We start from the raw sequence: 16,193 nt of genomic DNA, 5'->3' as shown, positions 1-16,193 counted from the left end.
TAGCTATAATTTTTTAAGGTAGAAGTTAATAGACAGATGCTCACCCCGGTGTTTACCGGACAGAGCATCTTTTCTTTTGTTATGGAAATGAATTAAATTGAGATGGATTTTTAAATCTGTTATTTTATGGATGTTATTCAGGCAACGGAGTTACATACGAATGAAGTGGCGGTACTGTTTGACGCCTACCGCAGTTATTATGATCAGGCGCCCGATTTTAAAGGGGCACTTGGTTTTATTACTGAAAGGATTGCGCAAAAAGACAGTGTAATATTTGTGGTGATGCTGGATGCCGAAATAATTGGTTTCACACAGCTGTATCCCATCTTCACTTCCCTGGGCATGAAAAGAGGCTGGCTGCTCAACGACCTATACGTATTGGAAGAACACCGGGGCATGGGCGCCGGCAAAGCCTTGCTGGATAAAGCAGCGGAATACGGTAAGTCCACCAACGCGGCGTGGCTGATGCTGCAAACTTACATTGCCAACACCGGGGCGCAGAAACTCTACGAAAAAGAAGGGTTCAGGAAAGACACGAACTCCTACTACTATTATAAAGCACTTTAAAAAACGCGCGGAGATCGCCTTCGGCGATGCGGATTTTGTCTTGAGCGCTGATTACGCTGATTATACTGATTTTTTTGATTTTGTTTTTTTTGATTTTTCTTCTGATTTTCTTGTTGACATATTTCTTAGTAAAAAAGTAAAATGTACGTTAACATACTTGCTTCCCTAATTAAGTATAAAAATCAAAAGAGAAATCAGAAGAAAAATCAAAAAAAACAAAATCAAAAAAATCAGTATAATCAGCGTAATCAGCGCTCAAGACAAAATCCGCATCGCCGAAGGCGATCTCCCCGCAGCACCACAAAGCGATGGATACAACCAAGAACCCCTGGACCATTCACTCCAGGGAAATGAGATATGACAATAACTGGATCAGCATTTGGCATCACGAGGGGTTGAACCCCGCCGGCGGCGCCGGCATTTATGGCGTGGTTCATTTTAAGAACCTCGCTGTAGGGGTGGTGGCGCTGGATGATGAGATGAATATTTACCTCGTCGGACAATACCGTTTCCCGTTAAAGCGGTTTTGCTGGGAAATCCCCGAAGGAGGTGCTCCGCTGGGAAAGGAAACGGCGCTGGACACCGCCAAAAGGGAATTGCTGGAAGAAACCGGCCTGGTGGCATCTCATTGGGAAGTGATTACGCGTATGGCGCTCTCCAATTCTGTTTCTGATGAAGAAGGGGTGGTGTTCCTGGCCCGGGGGCTGGAGCAGCGGGTGGCTGAGCCGGAAGAAACGGAGCAGCTGATCGTTAAAAAAGTGCCTTTTGAAGAAGCCTACCAGATGGTAAATAACTTTGAAATCACGGATTCCTTATCGGTAGCGGCTATACAAAAAGTAAAGCTAATGGGCTATGAAGGCTTATTAAACAAATAAACCCGTTACCTTTGCAGCAAATGGAAAGGAAATTTAACGCTTTCAAAGGTGAAAGAAAAGACGGGCAACGTGGCCCGAAAAAATATGCAACGCAGCGGCCAAAGCAATCTACTATGATTATTGGCCGTCAGCCGTTATTGGAAGCCCTGAGCACGGGGAAGTCGATTGAGCGCATCTTTATGCTGCGCACCGCTACCGGCGATATAATACCTCAAATAAGGGAGCTGGCCCAAACCAACAATATTCCCATTAATTATGTTCCGGTGGAGAAGCTCAACGGGCTTACCCAGGCCAATCACCAGGGAGTGGTAGCCATTGCCGGCAACGTTACCTACCTGGATCTGCAGGATGTGATTTCGCATGTTACGGAAAAGGGAGAAACCCCGTTGTTCCTCATACTGGATGGTATTACAGATGTGCGTAATATAGGCGCTATTGCCCGCAGTGCGGTGTGTTGTGGCGCACAGGCCATCATTATTCCTGATAAAGGCATTGCCGCATTGAACGAAGAAGCTGTGAAATCATCTGCCGGTGCATTGGAAAGTATCGCGGTTTGCCGGGTCAACAGCCTGAACAAAGCCATTGATACCCTGCATCTCAATGGTATCAAGGTGATGGCCAGTGAAATGGAAACAGAAATAAAATTGTACGATTGCGATCTCAGGGAGCCGGTGGCAGTGATCATGGGTTCGGAAGATAAAGGCGTGTATCCTGCGCTGATAAAGGCTTCCGATGTATTGTTCCGTATTCCGATGGCTGGCAACTTCGAATCTTTTAATGTATCTGTGGCGGCCGGCATCATTTTGTATGAAGCACTGAAACAAAGAACGGTAAATATTTAAGCGGACCCGCGGGAACCCGCAAAGAAAATGGTTTACTATGCTAAAACTAGTTGAATGCCCTCGTGATGCCATGCAGGGCTGGCACAGAATGATCAGTACGGATGAAAAAGTGCAGTACCTGAATTCCCTGTTAAAAGTAGGTTTTGATACCATCGATTTTGGCAGCTTTGTATCTCCCAAAACCATCCCACAGATGGCTGACACGAAAGATGTGATTCCCCGGCTGCAGCTGTCTGGTTCCAAAAGTAAGCTGCTGGCCATTGTGGCTAACCTGCGGGGAGCAGAAGAAGCGGTGGTATTTGATGAAATCAATTACCTGGGCTTTCCCTTCTCTATATCAGAAACTTTCCAGCTAAGAAATACCAATAAAACCATTGCGGAATCCCTGGAGCAGGTACATTCCATGCAGGAACTGTGCATTAAGAACAGGAAAGAGCTGGTGATCTATATTTCTATGGGCTTTGGTAATCCTTATGGAGACCCTTACAGCCCGGAAATTGTATTACAGTGGGTAGAAGAAATGGTGAAGATGGAAATCGGCATTATATCCCTCGCAGATACGGTAGGTGTTGCAGATCCTGCTACTATTACCGGTCTGTTCAAACACCTCATACCGGCCTACTCCGACGTGGAATTCGGCGCACATTTTCACGCGGCGCCGCACAACTGGGAAGATAAGGTGCTGGCCGCCTATGAGCAGGGTTGCAAACGGTTCGACAGCTCCATTAAAGGAATCGGCGGTTGCCCTATGGCCAAAGATGAGCTGGTAGGCAACCTGGCAACGGAGAACCTCATCGCTTTCTGTCATCAGCGGAAAGAGCCGCTCACACTGGATATGACGGCATTGAGGGGCACACAGCGACTGGCAGATGCTGTTTTTAAAGATTAACTGTATTACATGCAATTTCATTTAAGCTTTCCGGTAGCGCCATTGTCTTCAGCCATTCAGTACGATCATGAGCTATTGCTGATGGGGTCCTGTTTTGCGGAAGAAATAGGCGAAAAGCTGCAGGAACACCGCTTTAATACCGTGGTGAACCCTCACGGCATTTTATATAATCCACTTAGCATTACAAAAGCCCTGACTTCCTATCTCGACGGGAAAGTATATACTGCCGGAGATCTTTTCCAGCACAATGATCTGTGGAACAGCTGGGATCATCACAGCCGTTTCTCCGGCCTTACGGCGGAAGCCACGCTGGAAAACATTCACCGGACGCAGGCGGCCGCCACGCATGCTATTGACAACGCCGATTGGCTCATCATTACGCTGGGGTCTGCGCATGCTTACATCTTGAAAGAAAATAACCGCCTGGTGGGTAACTGTCATAAGGTGCCGGCCGGAAACTTCTACAAACGCCTGCTCACGGTAGATGAAATAGTAACCGCGCTGGATAATGTAATGCATCGCCTGTTTTTCCGCAATAAGAAAATTAATATACTCTTCACCGTTAGCCCGGTGCGTTACATCCGTGATGGGGTGGTGGAAAATAATCTCAGCAAAGCCATACTACTACAGGCGGTTCATCACTTGGTGAACAAGTTTAACCGGCTGTTTTATTTCCCGGCATATGAGCTGGTAATAGATGATTTGCGCGATTATCGTTTTTATAAAGAAGATATGGTGCATCCCAATGAACTGGCGGTTAACTATGTTTGGGAGCAGGTGGTGAAGGCGGGTATCAGTCCTGGCAGCCAGGAATTGCTGCATAGCATTGCCGAAATAAACCGGGCGGCCAATCACCGGCCTTTTAACCCTGAAAGTGCCCAGCACCGCCAATTTCTGGCACATTACGCCGCAAAGGTACAGCAACTGATGGCGGCTCATCCGCAACTGAAGCTGGATGATCTGCTGCAGCGTTTTCAATAGTAAAGCGGAGGGAATGTCCCTCCGCTTTACCCCGTTTACAACGGAATGCCTCTTTTATCTTTCAGATAAATAATACCTACTACAAAACAGATGACGGCAATACCGATCGGGTAAATCAATCCTGCCAGGTGGTTGCCGGTATTGGTTACCAGGATGGTGGAAATGGTGGGTAACAGTCCGCCGAAAACACCGTTACCGATATGGTAGGGCAGCGACATAGAGGTGTACCGGATGCGCGTTGGGAACAGTTCCACCAGGAAAGCCGCAATAGGCGCATATACCATGGTTACAAACAGTACCTGGATGAATATGAGGATCACCAGCCACATGATATTCATACGGCTTACGGTCAGTTCCTTTTTGTCAGCTGTTTCCTTCAGGATGCTGCCATCGGTATAGCTATGCACGCGGGTGGTTTTAAGTACCAGTTCCCCGGATTCACTTTTGGAAGAATTACTTTCTATCCTGAACAGCTCTGTTTGTTCCTGTTTCAGCTGCACATTGCCGATATTATCCATCGCTTTATAGATGGGATAGTAGGCAAGAGCGGCCAGCAGCATGCCTGTGAGCATGATCTTTTTACGGCCGATGCGGTCGGACAGGGAGCCGAAGTAAATAAAGAACGGTGTAGCCAGGAGCAGTGCAATGGCAATGATGATATTGGATTGCACAAATTCTATGTTCATGGTTTTCTGGAGAAAGGAAAGCGCATAGAACTGTCCGGTGTACCAAACCACGCCCTGACCCATTGCGGCGCCAAAGAGCGCTATCATGACCAGTTTCAGGTTTTCCTTATTGGCAAAGCTTTCCTTGATGGGGTTGGAAGAGGTTTTCCCTTCTTTCTTCATCTGGGCGAACAGGGGGGATTCGTGCAGGCGTATCCGTATGTAATAGGACATAATGACCAGCAGCACCGACAGGAGGAAAGGTATCCGCCAGCCGTAGTTGTTGAAATCATCGGGTGTCATGAGCATACGGGTAACCAGGATCACGCCCAGCGATACAAACAGGCCCAGTGTGGCAGTGGTTTGTATGAAGCTGGTGTAGTAGCCGCGGCGGTTGTCGGGCGAATGCTCTGCCACGTAAGTAGCGGCGCCGCCATATTCGCCACCCAGGGCCAGGCCCTGCGCGAGGCGGAGTATCAGTACCAGTATGGGCGCCAGTATACCAATGGTATGGTAGCTGGGAATGAGGCCGATAGCGAAGGTAGAGCCGCCCATGATGAGCAGCGTGAGCAGGAACGTGTATTTACGTCCTACCATATCGCCGAGACGGCCAAATACAATGGCACCAAAGGGACGCACAATAAAGCCCACCGCGAAGGTAGCCAGCGTGGCGATGTAGGCCAGCTGCGGATTACTGGGCGGGAAAAACTTTTCAGCAATGATGGCGGATAAGCTGCCAAAGATGTAAAAGTCGTACCATTCAATGAGCGTACCAGCCGACGAGGCCATGATAACCTGCCAGATGTTTTGCGAGGGGAGCGAGTTCTTCATACGTGTTAATTGTAAACGCCAGCTTTTTGTACTGAGCTTTTTGCGGGGAATAAGATAATGAATATTTACAATGAGAGCAAATGTCCAACTAAAAATCTCTTGTGCTTAACATCCGGGAATGTTTATAAAGCCTTATCTTTAATAAGGGCCAATTATTTACAATGAAGCAGGGATCAAAAGCTCACATCACCCGGGTTCTCAGTTTATTGTTGTTAGCTTTTATTACGTGTCACTATACCGTGAAGGCTCAGCAAACGATCAGTAACAGACCTAAAATAGGATTAACGCTCAGCGGCGGCGGCGCCCGTGGCCTGGCGCATATTGGTATCCTGGAGGCAATAGACAGCGCAGGGCTGAAGGTTGATATTGTAACGGGTACCAGTATGGGAAGTATCGTAGGATCGTTGTATGCGATGGGTTATTCCGGGAACAAAATAGAAGAGGCCGCCCGTAAGCTGAACTGGAACAGCCTGTTCTCCAATCAACCCGTTCTTACTGATATTTCCTATGAAGAAAAACGGGAGTACAACAAATACATCATTGAAATTCCTTTCGAATATGGTAAGCCTAAGCTGGCTTCCGGCGTAATTTCCGGTGAAGCGCTGTGGCTGGAACTGGCAAAGCTCTGCTGGCCGGTGAAGGACATCAAGAACTTTGAAGACTTTAATATCCCTTTTAAATGTATTGCTACTGATGTATCTACTGGTGATATTGTAACACTCGACAGCGGGGAAATAGTGACCTGTTTGCGTGCCAGTATGGCCATTCCTTCTATTTTCACGGCTGTAAAAATCGGCGACCGTAAGCTGGTGGATGGAGGGGTAGTCCGTAACTTCCCCGTTATCACCGCCAAGGAAATGGGCGCAGATATTGTGATTGGCGCCAATGTAAGCGGTGGTTTGCGTAGAGCGGACCAACTGGTGACTCCTTTTGATATCCTTTACCAGCTGGGATTTTATAAAGATGCAGACGATTTCACCAAAGCCATTAAACAATGTGATATTTATGTGCCGATGAACAAGGAGCTGGAGAACTATTCCGCCGCGAGCTTCGGCAGCGTGGACTCTATTATTGAAGCGGGCCGCAGGAAAGGAAGGGAGATGTATCCTGTTTTCAAACACCTCGCAGATTCACTGAATGCTTTATACCCCCAGCCTCCTTTTGTAGCCGACCGGCTCCCGTTTGCCACGGATATAGAACTGAGCGGCGTTCAGGTGAACGGCCTCGTTCACTCTGATCAGAAATTTTTTTTACAACGGCTGCATCTCAAGCCCGGTGGCTGTTATACGCCGGCACAGCTGCGAAATGCCATCCTGAATGTTTACGGCACCCGCTTTTATAAACTGATTACGTATAATCTCGTGCCGGAAGGATATGGCAAAAGCCGGATGGATATACAGGTAGAGGAAAATCCGCTTACCTACGTGAAATTTGCGCTGAACTATAACACTTTTACCGGCGCCAATGCTATTATTAATTTAACCCAGCGGAATTTCATTGTGCCTAACTCCCGGTCGTTTGTGACAGCGGTGATCAGTGAAAATCCCCGGCTGGAGGCGGAATATTTCAAATACCTGGGCCGCAGCCGGAATTTCGGTTTTGGGCTCAGCACCTATTACGAGAACAACGGTCTTACCTTTTACGATATTGATTTTAATAAACTACAACCTTATCGCAGCAAGTATGCGAACGTGAACGTGGATATGCAGTATACCTTCAACCGGAATATGTCGGTGGGTGCAGGAACACGCTGGGAGTACATTAAATACAAGCCGCAGCTGTCCAATTTTATGGAGGTGCGGGGCAGTACCAACCAGCTGAATACCTATATTAATTTCGGTATCAATTCCCTCAACCAGAAAATATATCCTACCAGGGGATTGTTGCTGGACCTGGAAGCGGGACATATCTATAACCAGCATCCGGGCATTAAAGTGAGCTCGCAAGGGGTGGAACAGGACTATGATACGCTTGGTGTAAGCTTCCAAGATTATCAGCGCCTGGCGCTGAACCTGAAATACTATATCCCGTTGGGCCGTAAATCGGCCATAGAGCTGGATGGTAATATCGGGTATAATCTTAATTATAAAGAATCGGTGGTTAATGCATTTGTCGTTGGCGGTATGACCAATATCACCCGGAACCAGGTGCCTTTCGTGGGGATATACGAGGGAGAGGTAATTACGTCAAAAGTCAGTGCGGTGCAGGTAGCCTGGCAATACGAAGTGCTGCGCAATATCTTTGCTATTCCAAGGGTTGGCGCAGCCGTATATGACGGGGAAATTTCCGGTGGTGGAAAATACCAATATCTCGCCGGTTATGGCCTGGGCGGAGGCTACAGCAGCCGTTTGGGACCTGTAGAGGCTACGGTGATGTACAATGACCAGTCGGGCCGGCTGAAGTTTTATGTGAACCTCGGGTTTAATTTTTAATGCGGATTTTGTCTTTCTCGCTGATTACGCTGATTATACTGATTTCTTTGATTTTTACTTTTGGATTTTATAAGGATTAAGGGAGATAAAAGTGAATATATTCGCTTTTATCTCCCTTAATTATATCAATTTTTAAGAAAGTCAGAAAAAAATCCAAAAGTAAAAATCAAAGAAATCAGTATAATCAGCGTAATCAGCGAGAAAGACAAAATCCGCGCTAGTGCATCCGGTCGCCGCGGACATCGATGTTTTGCAGTATTTCCGCTTCCATTTTCAGCCACTCCTGCCAGCGGTTGCGCACTTTTTCTTCCGGGAAATATTCGTTGGCCAGGTCAATAAAGAGGCGGTAGTGTCCTGCTTCGGAGATCATGAATTTGCGGTAGAATTCGCGCATATATTCGTCTTCCAGACCCTCGCTCAGCAGGCGGAAACGCTCACAGCTGCGGGCTTCGATCAGTGCAAAGATCAATAGGGCATCGAGGAAGCTGTCGTCTGCATGACCACCTTTCACCCGGTTATCCATCAGGGCATTTACATAATCATCTTTCCGTTGCCGTCCTAAAGAGAGGCCGCGTTTTTTCATTTCAGCAAGCACCTGCCGGAAGTGTCCCCATTCTTCTGTAACAATGGGCGCCAGTTCCTCTACCATCCTTGTTCTTTCGGGGTTGCGCTGGATCAGCGAAATAGCGGAAGATGCCGCTTTTTGTTCGCAATAGGCGTGATCCGTAAGAATGTCCTGTAATGAAATGGCGGCCAGATTCACCCATCGTGGATCGGTAGGCAGTTTTAGTCCGAGTATTGATACTTTGCTCATATGAAAATAGCGGTTAGCCTGCGGCTTTTTTGCGAAGATAACGGCAAAGTTTAAATTGTGCATCGATAAACACAGATCATGAGTAAAGACAGTACTTCTTTTTTAGCGCAGTTGCTGGATGAGCGCAGGGAACAGCAGTCGTTCCGCGAATTGAGGCTGCCGGGGGATAACGTGGATTTTTGTTCCAATGATTACCTCGGGCTGGCCAGGAATGCAACAGTAAGGGAGTATATACATACGTTGATGGAGGAAAGGCACCCGGCGCATGGCAGCACCGGATCAAGGCTGCTGGCGGGTAATTATGAGTGGATTGTTTCTGTGGAACGCGACCTGGCAGATTTTCATGGGGCAGCAGCAGGTCTGATCTATAACTCGGGATATGATGCCAACCTGGGCGTGTTTTCCTGTCTGGGCCGCAAGGGAGATACCATCATTTACGATCAGCTGATACATGCGTCTATCCGTGATGGTGTGCGTTTATCGGCGGCACAGTCGTTTTCATTTGTACACAACGATGTTGCTGACCTGGAAAAGAAACTGAAACATGCCACGGGAAATATTTTTGTTGCGATAGAATCGGTGTATTCCATGGATGGTGATTTGGCTCCCCTGGCTGCTATTGCAGCCATTTGCGGGCAATACAACGCCCACCTGATAGTAGATGAAGCGCATGCTACCGGCATCATCGGCAACAGGGGAGAAGGGCTGGTGCAGCATCTCGGATTAACGGCCGCCTGCTTTGCGCGTATTCATACCTTTGGAAAAGCAGTTGGCTGTCATGGCGCCGTGGTGCTGGGTTCGGAGATATTACGCGATTACCTGATCAACTTCTCCCGGTCCTTTATCTATACTACTTCCTTACCACCCGCTGCACTGGCTGCCATAGAGGCGGGTTATGCCGCATTTCCGTACATGCAGGCAGAAAGAGAAAAGCTGTCGCAGTTGATTGCGCAATTCCGCGCCGGTATTGTCAATGCGGAATTGCTGCCGGGCACCACACCCATACAGGCGGTGCTGACACGCGGTAATGAGCATACCCGCGGCATTGCGCAGCGGTTACAGTCGGCCGGACTGGATGTGCGGCCCATCCTGCATCCTACGGTTCCCAGGGGAGCGGAGCGCCTTCGCATTGTATTGCATAGTTTTAATACGCCGGAAGAGGTGGACCATCTTATAAAAGTATTACAGGCATAAGCGGTTATGAATCAAATTTGGTGTATTTTACATATTACATCCGATATGTAATATGAGAATCATCCCCGCAGTTATCACCGCAGCCATTACCTTATCGCTTACATACGCTTTCAGTCATAAACTGGGACAGATACCCCCACTGGGAAAGCTGTTAAGTCCGCAAACGGGCTTCTGGCAGAATGCTGAACCTATTGGTGAATTTCCACGTGAACAACTGGTATTACCGGGATTGTCCGGCAAAACGGAGGTTTGGTATGACGACCGTATGGTGCCGCATATTTTTGCGGAAAATGAAGAGGATGCTTATTATGTGCAGGGATATGTAACAGCACGGGACCGTCTCTGGCAGATGGAATTGCAGACCTACGCCGCTGCCGGCCGCTTATCGGAAATACTGGGTCCTAAACTGGTGCAGTACGACCGGAAGCAACGCCGCCTTGGGATGGTATACGCTGCGGAAGGAACGGTAAAGGAAATGCTGGCAGATCCGGCTACCAAAGTGGCCGTAACCTCTTATGCTGCCGGTGTGAATGCTTTTATTGCCACCCTTACGCCTGCCACTTACCCCTTAGAATATAAAATACTGGATTATAAGCCTGAGAGATGGGATATCATCAAATCGGCCCTGTTACTGAAGTATATGGCGCATGACCTCGCGGGATTCGCCAATGACCTTGAATTCACCAATGCACGCCGTTTATTTTCTTTGCAGGACTTTGACCTGATGTATCCTGATTTCCACGAAGCTACGGACCCCATCATCCCGAAAGGTACCGCCTATCCGGCCGCCACCATAAAACCCGCCGCCCCGCCAGACAGTGTGCTGGCCGCCGCAGCAGCGTACATGAAGTTTAAAACGGACAAACCAGATCCGGACAATGGCAGCAACAACTGGGCAGTAGGCGGCAGCAAAACCCGCTCCGGCGCGCCAATCCTTTGCAGTGACCCGCATCTTGGCCTGTCGCTGCCTTCACTCTGGTACGAAGTACAGATCCATACACCTGGCATGAATGTGTATGGCGCTTCCCTTCCCGGCGCACCCGGCGTGATCATCGGTTTCAACGACCACATCGCCTGGGGCGTTACCAACGGAGAAGAAGATGTGAAAGATTATTACAGCATGCAGTTCCGTAACGGCCGCAGCGAATACCTGTACAATGGCAGCTATCGTAAAGCAGACCTGCGCATAGAAGAAATTAAGGTGAGAGGCGGCGCCACCGTTCGCGATACCGTTGCCTACACGGTATTTGGCCCGGTTATCTTTGATAATACTTTCCCGGATAAAACAGCCGGGCAAACCTTCCTGGCCATGCGCTGGAAAGCGCTGGACCCGTCTAATGAACTGGCTACTTTCAACAAGCTCAATAAAGCCCGTAATTACGACGAATACCTGGATGCACTGAACAAGTATACCTGTCCCGCGCAAAACTTTGTATTTGCCGATAAAGCCGGCGATATCGCCATCTGGCATAATGGTCAGTATCCACTCCGGTGGAAGGATCAGGGCAAATGGATCATGCCCGGCAGCGACAGCACCTATGCCTGGCAGGGATTTATTCCTCATGAGGAATTGCCGCATATAAAAAATCCGGAAAGAGGATTTGTGAGTTCTGCCAATCAACGTCCAACCGACAGCACCTATCCATATGCCCTGTATGGAGAATATGACCTTTTCCGTGGCAAGCGTATCAATGAAAGGTTATCAGCCATGAGCGCCATTACCACACAGGATATGATGCAGTTGCAAAATGATGATAAGAACCTGTTCGCCGCTGCAGCCATGCCTATGATCCGGAAACATATCGATACCAGTTCACTTACTGCGCAACAGCAGCCCTACTGGCAGCTCTTAACTTCCTGGGATTTTATGGCCACGCCCGACAGCAAAGCGGCCAACATCTTCAATACGCTATGGGCACATCTTGAAGATACCATCTGGCAGGATGAACTGCATCCTAAAGATACTACCATCCTGACCTATCCGCAGTCTATCACCACATTGCAATTGCTGCTGCGTGACACTGCTTTCCATTTTATCGACAACATCAATACACCACAAAAAGAAACGTTATCCCAGCTGTTGCAAGGTGCATTTGCACAAACCGTCACTGAACTTTCTGAGTTGAATAAGGCGGGCAGGCTCGAGCTGGGAAAAGCGCGTGGTACAGATATCAATCACCTTTCCCGCGGCATTCCTGCTTTCAGCGCCTTACACCTGAATACAGGCGGTGGGCAGCATATTGTGAATGCCACGAAGCAAACACATGGTCCTTCCTGGCGCATGGTAGTGCAGCTATCAGACAAAACAGAAGCATATGGTATTTACCCCGGCGGACAAAGCGGAAATCCGGGTAGTCCGTTTTATGATAATAGTGTAAATGACTGGGTATCGGGCAAATATTATATGTTGCATATTTTCAGTGCCGAGGAAAAAGATGATCCTGTAATCCGCTACAAGCTTGTGTTTACAGGGAAGTGATAAAAATAATTTCAGGAAAATTTGGCTGGAAATAAATAATTCCTATCTTTGCACTCCGTTAAACAAAAAGACGGGGTAAAAGATTCCCTAGCTCAGTTGGTAGAGCAATACACTTTTAATGTATGGGTCTTGGGTTCGAGTCCCAAGGGGATCACCATAAGAACATCAAAGGAAATTAAAGCCGCTTGAATCGTAGGATTTAAGCGGCTTTTCTGCTTTTGGTATGAAAAGATAAATCATATCAAACGATTTTGAGAGTCTACAAAATCGTCTACAGTAAATTTTTTTAATTTACTGTAGACGATTTTTTCTGAGATGCTTACCGGCAAAGGATTTGGCGACTTGCAAACCAATCCAAAAAACACCAAACAACACCAAAAATCGGTAACCAAAACTTAGTAGACTATGAAAGTAAGTCAAGATTTATCAATCCTCTTTTATCTCCGGTACGACACCATGAACCCCAGCGGCAAAGCAACCATCTGCGTCCGTATGACCGTTACCGGATTACCTAAAGATGGCTTTTCTATCGGCTATCAGGTTGACCCTTCCAAATTTGATAAGAGAGCCAGCGCTGTAATTGGTAGATCAGCGGAGGTCATTGAAATCAACAACCAGATCCAGTATGTTAAAGGTGAGCTGCTCCGGCATTACAACCTGTTGAAGAAGCAGGGATCAACTGTTACCCCCACTATGATCAAAAACGCTTACCTGGGTGTTCATCAGGAAAAACAAACACTGTTGCAGGTCGTAGACTTTCACAATGGGAAGTTCAAAGAAAAAGTAGATAAGGGGAAACGCGAATACAGTACCTACAAAAAATGGCTCACCACAAAGGATAAAATCACTGCCTTTCTTTCCGGCGTTCTCAAAATGAAAGATATCTCCCTCGAAAGAATTGAGTTTTCCTTCGCGGAGGATTTCTTCGACTATCTCACCCTTACAGAAGGCATCCAGGATAACACCGCTATGAAATACCTGAAGAACACTAAGCAGCTGTTAAAACTGGCGGTCCAGCGGAAATGGTTACAGTGCAACCCCTTGCAAGATTATGTATGTTCCTATATCAACCCGGAGCGGGATATACTCACCGTGGCGGAACTCAGCGCACTGTATCATAAAGAATTTTCCATTCCCCGCCTGCAGGAAGCCAAAGACGCTTACGTATTCATGACGCTCACCGGCTACGCCTATAAAGATGCGCTGCTGCTCACCCCCGACAGCATCTCCAAATATTTCGACGGAGAAGACTGGATCGTGAAGAACAGAGAAAAGACCTGGTGCCGTGAAAACGTTCCCCTGTTACCGTTAGCCAAAGAGATTCTGCGGAAGTACCGCGAACACCCGCACTGCGTTGCCAACAACGTTTTACTCCCCATCAAAAGCAATCAACGCTTTAACGGATACCTCAAAGAAATAGCAGACCTCTGCGGCATTGATAAGAACCTCACCACGCATACCGCGCGGCACACATTTGCCACCACCGTTACGCTGGCCAACGGTGTACCACTGGAAACCGTGAGCGCCATGCTGGGGCACAAATCCATCCGCACCACGCAGATCTATGCTAAGATAGTCGCCAGTAAAGTGAGTGAAGATATGCAGGTATTGAAGCAACGGTTTAACCTTAAATTGCCGGAATCCATGCTGAGCAAGGCTGTAGCGTGAAATTTACCTTTCTCATATTAAGAGAAAAAACTAATTATTAGTAGATGAACGTAATTCATTGATAATCAATTAATAGCTTTTTTATACAAATGTGCTTTGTCATGATAAGTTAAATAAATGTGAAAATATGGCAGTGTTTTGAGCTTTAAAATGCCAAAATAGTATAGTGGTTGGCGAAAAAAGCATCAGAGGGGTTAGGTGCGACATTCTCGCTGAAATTGTGTCATTTTTTCCCCACTTGGCAGAAGGTTTGAAATACGAGAAGAAGTTCTTTTAATGAAAGGAGCCCAGGCTTCAGCCCGGGCTCGCAAAAACTTCAAGGAAAGGCGTTGGAACCCTGCATCAAATTGATGCAGCCCTTGTTGTTTTGTTTTTTGTTGCGCAAAAGTATGCGTAAAAATGATACAACCAAATCTACCTTAACAGAGGGGTACATTTTACCTGCTTTCTACAGCTTCTTTTAAAATCAGAACTACCACGTGAATACGGTGGTTTAGCTCCCGGATGGTAATATACCGGAAGGGGGGCGTATTAATTTTATTATTAAACAAAATTTTAAAAGAGAATGGGAAGCAAAATTAAATACTACCCAGTTGACAACGGCGATCAGTCGTTGATTTCCATCGATGAGAATGGATACATTACAAATTTGATGGTGGATTGTCGTATGCGCGATGCCGCGGAAGGGAATTCCGAACCTGAGTTATTTGATGTAAAAGCAGACCTCTTAAAAAGCCTGAACACCAGAGTTGTTAATGCTATTAGAGGGGTCTCCTATGTGGATGCTTTTATACTTACACATGGGGATGATGATCACCTACACGGCTTTGAAAAGCATTTCTATCAAGGTGATCCGAAAAAATATGAACAAAAGCACAAAGATGCTGGTGAAATTTTTATCGATGTACTTTGGTTTTCACCCATGGTAATGGGAGTGGCCACCAATGAAGATGAGAAAGTCTTTAATAAGGAGGCAAAGCGCAGGATAAAATTGCATCGTGAAAAGAGTGCAGATGCGAATCTACCGGGAAATAGAATTGTTATTATTGGCTATGATGGAAATGAAGATTTAAATGGTCTCGACCTGGTGCGTTATGTGCCCGGTAATATTGTTACGCGTTTTAATGACCGTGATTTAAATACGTTTTCGATTTTTGTCCACTCTCCTTATCAAAAACATCTTTCAGATGAAGAGGTGGAAAAAAATCGTGTAAGTGTAGTGTTTCAGGCTAGATTCAAAGCATACTCTTATTCAACGGATTTTTGCACACTGGCAATGTTTGGCGGTGATGCAGACCACATCGCCTGGGCGGAAATTCTTGACAAGACAAAGCGTTATGGGAATGATGTTCGACATAAAGCGCTGAATTGGGATTTGCTGATGGCCTCCCATCACTGTTCCTGGACCTTTTTTAACGACTGTCCTCAAAAGGAAAATCCAACGCCAAAAAATACGTCGCTTGATGTGCTCCGAAATAGGAGACAGAATGCCCGCGTGATTGCATCCAGTAAGGAGATAATAAATAACGATGATAATCCACCACACTACAAGGCAAAGGAGCAATACGTTAATAGCGTCGGTAGTACGAACTTTCTGAATACTGCTACCTACAAGAAGATTGGTAAAACTCCGCAGCCGATTGTCTTTGAAGTAACGCAGTATGGCCCAATGAAGCCTAAGATTGATGAGGGAGCGGCAATAGCAGTAGGTGGAGCTGGTTTATCATCGGTATCAACAACATCTTCGTATGGCTCTGGAAAAGTACAGTAATAGTTTAAAACAATATGCGGGTACAATTCAGAACCGTGAACTAGCTCAAACAATAGAAGTACTAAAGGGAATCACTCCTAATACGACAGTCCGCAAATATTCTTGGGACGGTAATCGTATTGCAGTAAGCGTAAATATTGAAGTTGATCTTCCACCCCTCGGCACCGCCGGGGGAGTGGATATCC

General features: G+C 46.9%; 12 protein-coding genes and 1 tRNA gene. 11 read left to right on the top strand and 2 right to left on the bottom strand.

The window, feature by feature from the left end; genetic code table 11:
• The first annotated feature begins 126 nt into the window (after window positions 1–126).
• From QFZ51_RS25275 to QFZ51_RS25255, 5 genes are all read left to right on the top strand, one after another.
• Window positions 127–567, top strand: coding sequence for a GNAT family N-acetyltransferase (locus tag QFZ51_RS25275; protein WP_370907779.1), 441 nt, complete (start codon window positions 127–129; stop codon window positions 565–567).
• Window positions 568–875: 308 nt separating this feature from the next.
• Window positions 876–1,442 (top strand): NUDIX domain-containing protein, encoded by a 567-nt coding sequence (locus tag QFZ51_RS25270; RefSeq protein ID WP_429050200.1) that lies wholly within the window; start codon window positions 876–878, stop codon window positions 1,440–1,442.
• 20 nt (window positions 1,443–1,462) lie between these two features.
• The gene (gene rlmB / locus QFZ51_RS25265; protein ID WP_429050198.1) at window positions 1,463–2,284 is read left to right on the top strand and encodes a 23S rRNA (guanosine(2251)-2'-O)-methyltransferase RlmB; all 822 of its coding nucleotides are present in this window, start codon (window positions 1,463–1,465) and stop codon (window positions 2,282–2,284) included.
• 37 nt (window positions 2,285–2,321) lie between these two features.
• Complete coding sequence (locus QFZ51_RS25260) at window positions 2,322–3,173, top strand: hydroxymethylglutaryl-CoA lyase (RefSeq protein WP_429050196.1); 852 nt, start codon at window positions 2,322–2,324, stop codon at window positions 3,171–3,173.
• A gap of 9 nt (window positions 3,174–3,182) precedes the next feature.
• Window positions 3,183–4,154, top strand: coding sequence for a GSCFA domain-containing protein (locus QFZ51_RS25255; RefSeq protein ID WP_429050194.1), 972 nt, complete (start codon window positions 3,183–3,185; stop codon window positions 4,152–4,154).
• A gap of 35 nt (window positions 4,155–4,189) precedes the next feature.
• Here the strand turns inward: QFZ51_RS25255 and QFZ51_RS25250 are convergent, their stop codons facing one another.
• Window positions 4,190–5,650, bottom strand: a complete 1,461-nt coding sequence (locus QFZ51_RS25250; protein ID WP_429050192.1) for an MFS transporter — start codon at window positions 5,648–5,650, stop codon at window positions 4,190–4,192.
• 161 nt (window positions 5,651–5,811) lie between these two features.
• Here QFZ51_RS25250 and QFZ51_RS25245 point away from each other — a divergent pair, with 161 nt between their 5' ends.
• Window positions 5,812–8,082: a patatin-like phospholipase family protein gene (locus QFZ51_RS25245; RefSeq protein ID WP_429050191.1), complete on the top strand. Its 2,271-nt coding sequence runs from the start codon at window positions 5,812–5,814 to the stop codon at window positions 8,080–8,082.
• Window positions 8,083–8,299: 217 nt separating this feature from the next.
• On the opposite strand, the gene QFZ51_RS25240 is transcribed toward QFZ51_RS25245, so the two are convergent.
• The gene (locus QFZ51_RS25240; protein WP_370907772.1) at window positions 8,300–8,896 is read right to left on the bottom strand and encodes a tRNA-(ms[2]io[6]A)-hydroxylase; all 597 of its coding nucleotides are present in this window, start codon (window positions 8,894–8,896) and stop codon (window positions 8,300–8,302) included.
• Window positions 8,897–8,974: 78 nt separating this feature from the next.
• Here QFZ51_RS25240 and QFZ51_RS25235 point away from each other — a divergent pair, with 78 nt between their 5' ends.
• The 5 genes from QFZ51_RS25235 to QFZ51_RS25215 all read left to right on the top strand — a co-directional run bounded on the left by QFZ51_RS25235 (window position 8,975) and on the right by QFZ51_RS25215 (window position 16,008).
• Window positions 8,975–10,090, top strand: a complete 1,116-nt coding sequence (locus QFZ51_RS25235) for an aminotransferase class I/II-fold pyridoxal phosphate-dependent enzyme (protein WP_429050189.1) — start codon at window positions 8,975–8,977, stop codon at window positions 10,088–10,090.
• Between the two features lie 52 nt (window positions 10,091–10,142).
• Window positions 10,143–12,569, top strand: a complete 2,427-nt coding sequence (locus QFZ51_RS25230) for a penicillin acylase family protein (protein ID WP_429050188.1) — start codon at window positions 10,143–10,145, stop codon at window positions 12,567–12,569.
• Window positions 12,570–12,650: 81 nt separating this feature from the next.
• Window positions 12,651–12,726 (top strand) — tRNA-Lys (locus tag QFZ51_RS25225).
• A gap of 248 nt (window positions 12,727–12,974) precedes the next feature.
• On the top strand, window positions 12,975–14,237 hold the full coding sequence (locus tag QFZ51_RS25220; protein ID WP_429050187.1) for a site-specific integrase: 1,263 nt from the start codon (window positions 12,975–12,977) through the stop codon (window positions 14,235–14,237).
• Window positions 14,238–14,802: 565 nt separating this feature from the next.
• On the top strand, window positions 14,803–16,008 hold the full coding sequence (locus tag QFZ51_RS25215) for a hypothetical protein (protein ID WP_429050185.1): 1,206 nt from the start codon (window positions 14,803–14,805) through the stop codon (window positions 16,006–16,008).
• Window positions 16,009–16,193: the final 185 nt, after the last annotated feature.

Source organism: Chitinophaga sp. W3I9 (assembly GCF_050434025.1).
Classification (GTDB): Bacteria; Bacteroidota; Bacteroidia; order Chitinophagales; family Chitinophagaceae; genus Chitinophaga.
This window is presented reverse-complemented; position numbering and strand designations above follow the sequence as displayed.

Coding starts and splice junctions, on each gene's coding strand:
- QFZ51_RS25275 (WP_370907779.1), top strand. CDS start 127: ATGGATGTTATTCAGGCAACGGAGTTACATACGAATGAAGTGGCGGTA.
- QFZ51_RS25270 (WP_429050200.1), top strand. CDS start 876: ATGGATACAACCAAGAACCCCTGGACCATTCACTCCAGGGAAATGAGA.
- rlmB (WP_429050198.1), top strand. CDS start 1,463: ATGGAAAGGAAATTTAACGCTTTCAAAGGTGAAAGAAAAGACGGGCAA.
- QFZ51_RS25260 (WP_429050196.1), top strand. CDS start 2,322: ATGCTAAAACTAGTTGAATGCCCTCGTGATGCCATGCAGGGCTGGCAC.
- QFZ51_RS25255 (WP_429050194.1), top strand. CDS start 3,183: ATGCAATTTCATTTAAGCTTTCCGGTAGCGCCATTGTCTTCAGCCATT.
- QFZ51_RS25250 (WP_429050192.1), bottom strand. CDS start 5,650: ATGAAGAACTCGCTCCCCTCGCAAAACATCTGGCAGGTTATCATGGCC.
- QFZ51_RS25245 (WP_429050191.1), top strand. CDS start 5,812: ATGAAGCAGGGATCAAAAGCTCACATCACCCGGGTTCTCAGTTTATTG.
- QFZ51_RS25240 (WP_370907772.1), bottom strand. CDS start 8,896: ATGAGCAAAGTATCAATACTCGGACTAAAACTGCCTACCGATCCACGA.
- QFZ51_RS25235 (WP_429050189.1), top strand. CDS start 8,975: ATGAGTAAAGACAGTACTTCTTTTTTAGCGCAGTTGCTGGATGAGCGC.
- QFZ51_RS25230 (WP_429050188.1), top strand. CDS start 10,143: ATGAGAATCATCCCCGCAGTTATCACCGCAGCCATTACCTTATCGCTT.
- QFZ51_RS25220 (WP_429050187.1), top strand. CDS start 12,975: ATGAAAGTAAGTCAAGATTTATCAATCCTCTTTTATCTCCGGTACGAC.
- QFZ51_RS25215 (WP_429050185.1), top strand. CDS start 14,803: ATGGGAAGCAAAATTAAATACTACCCAGTTGACAACGGCGATCAGTCG.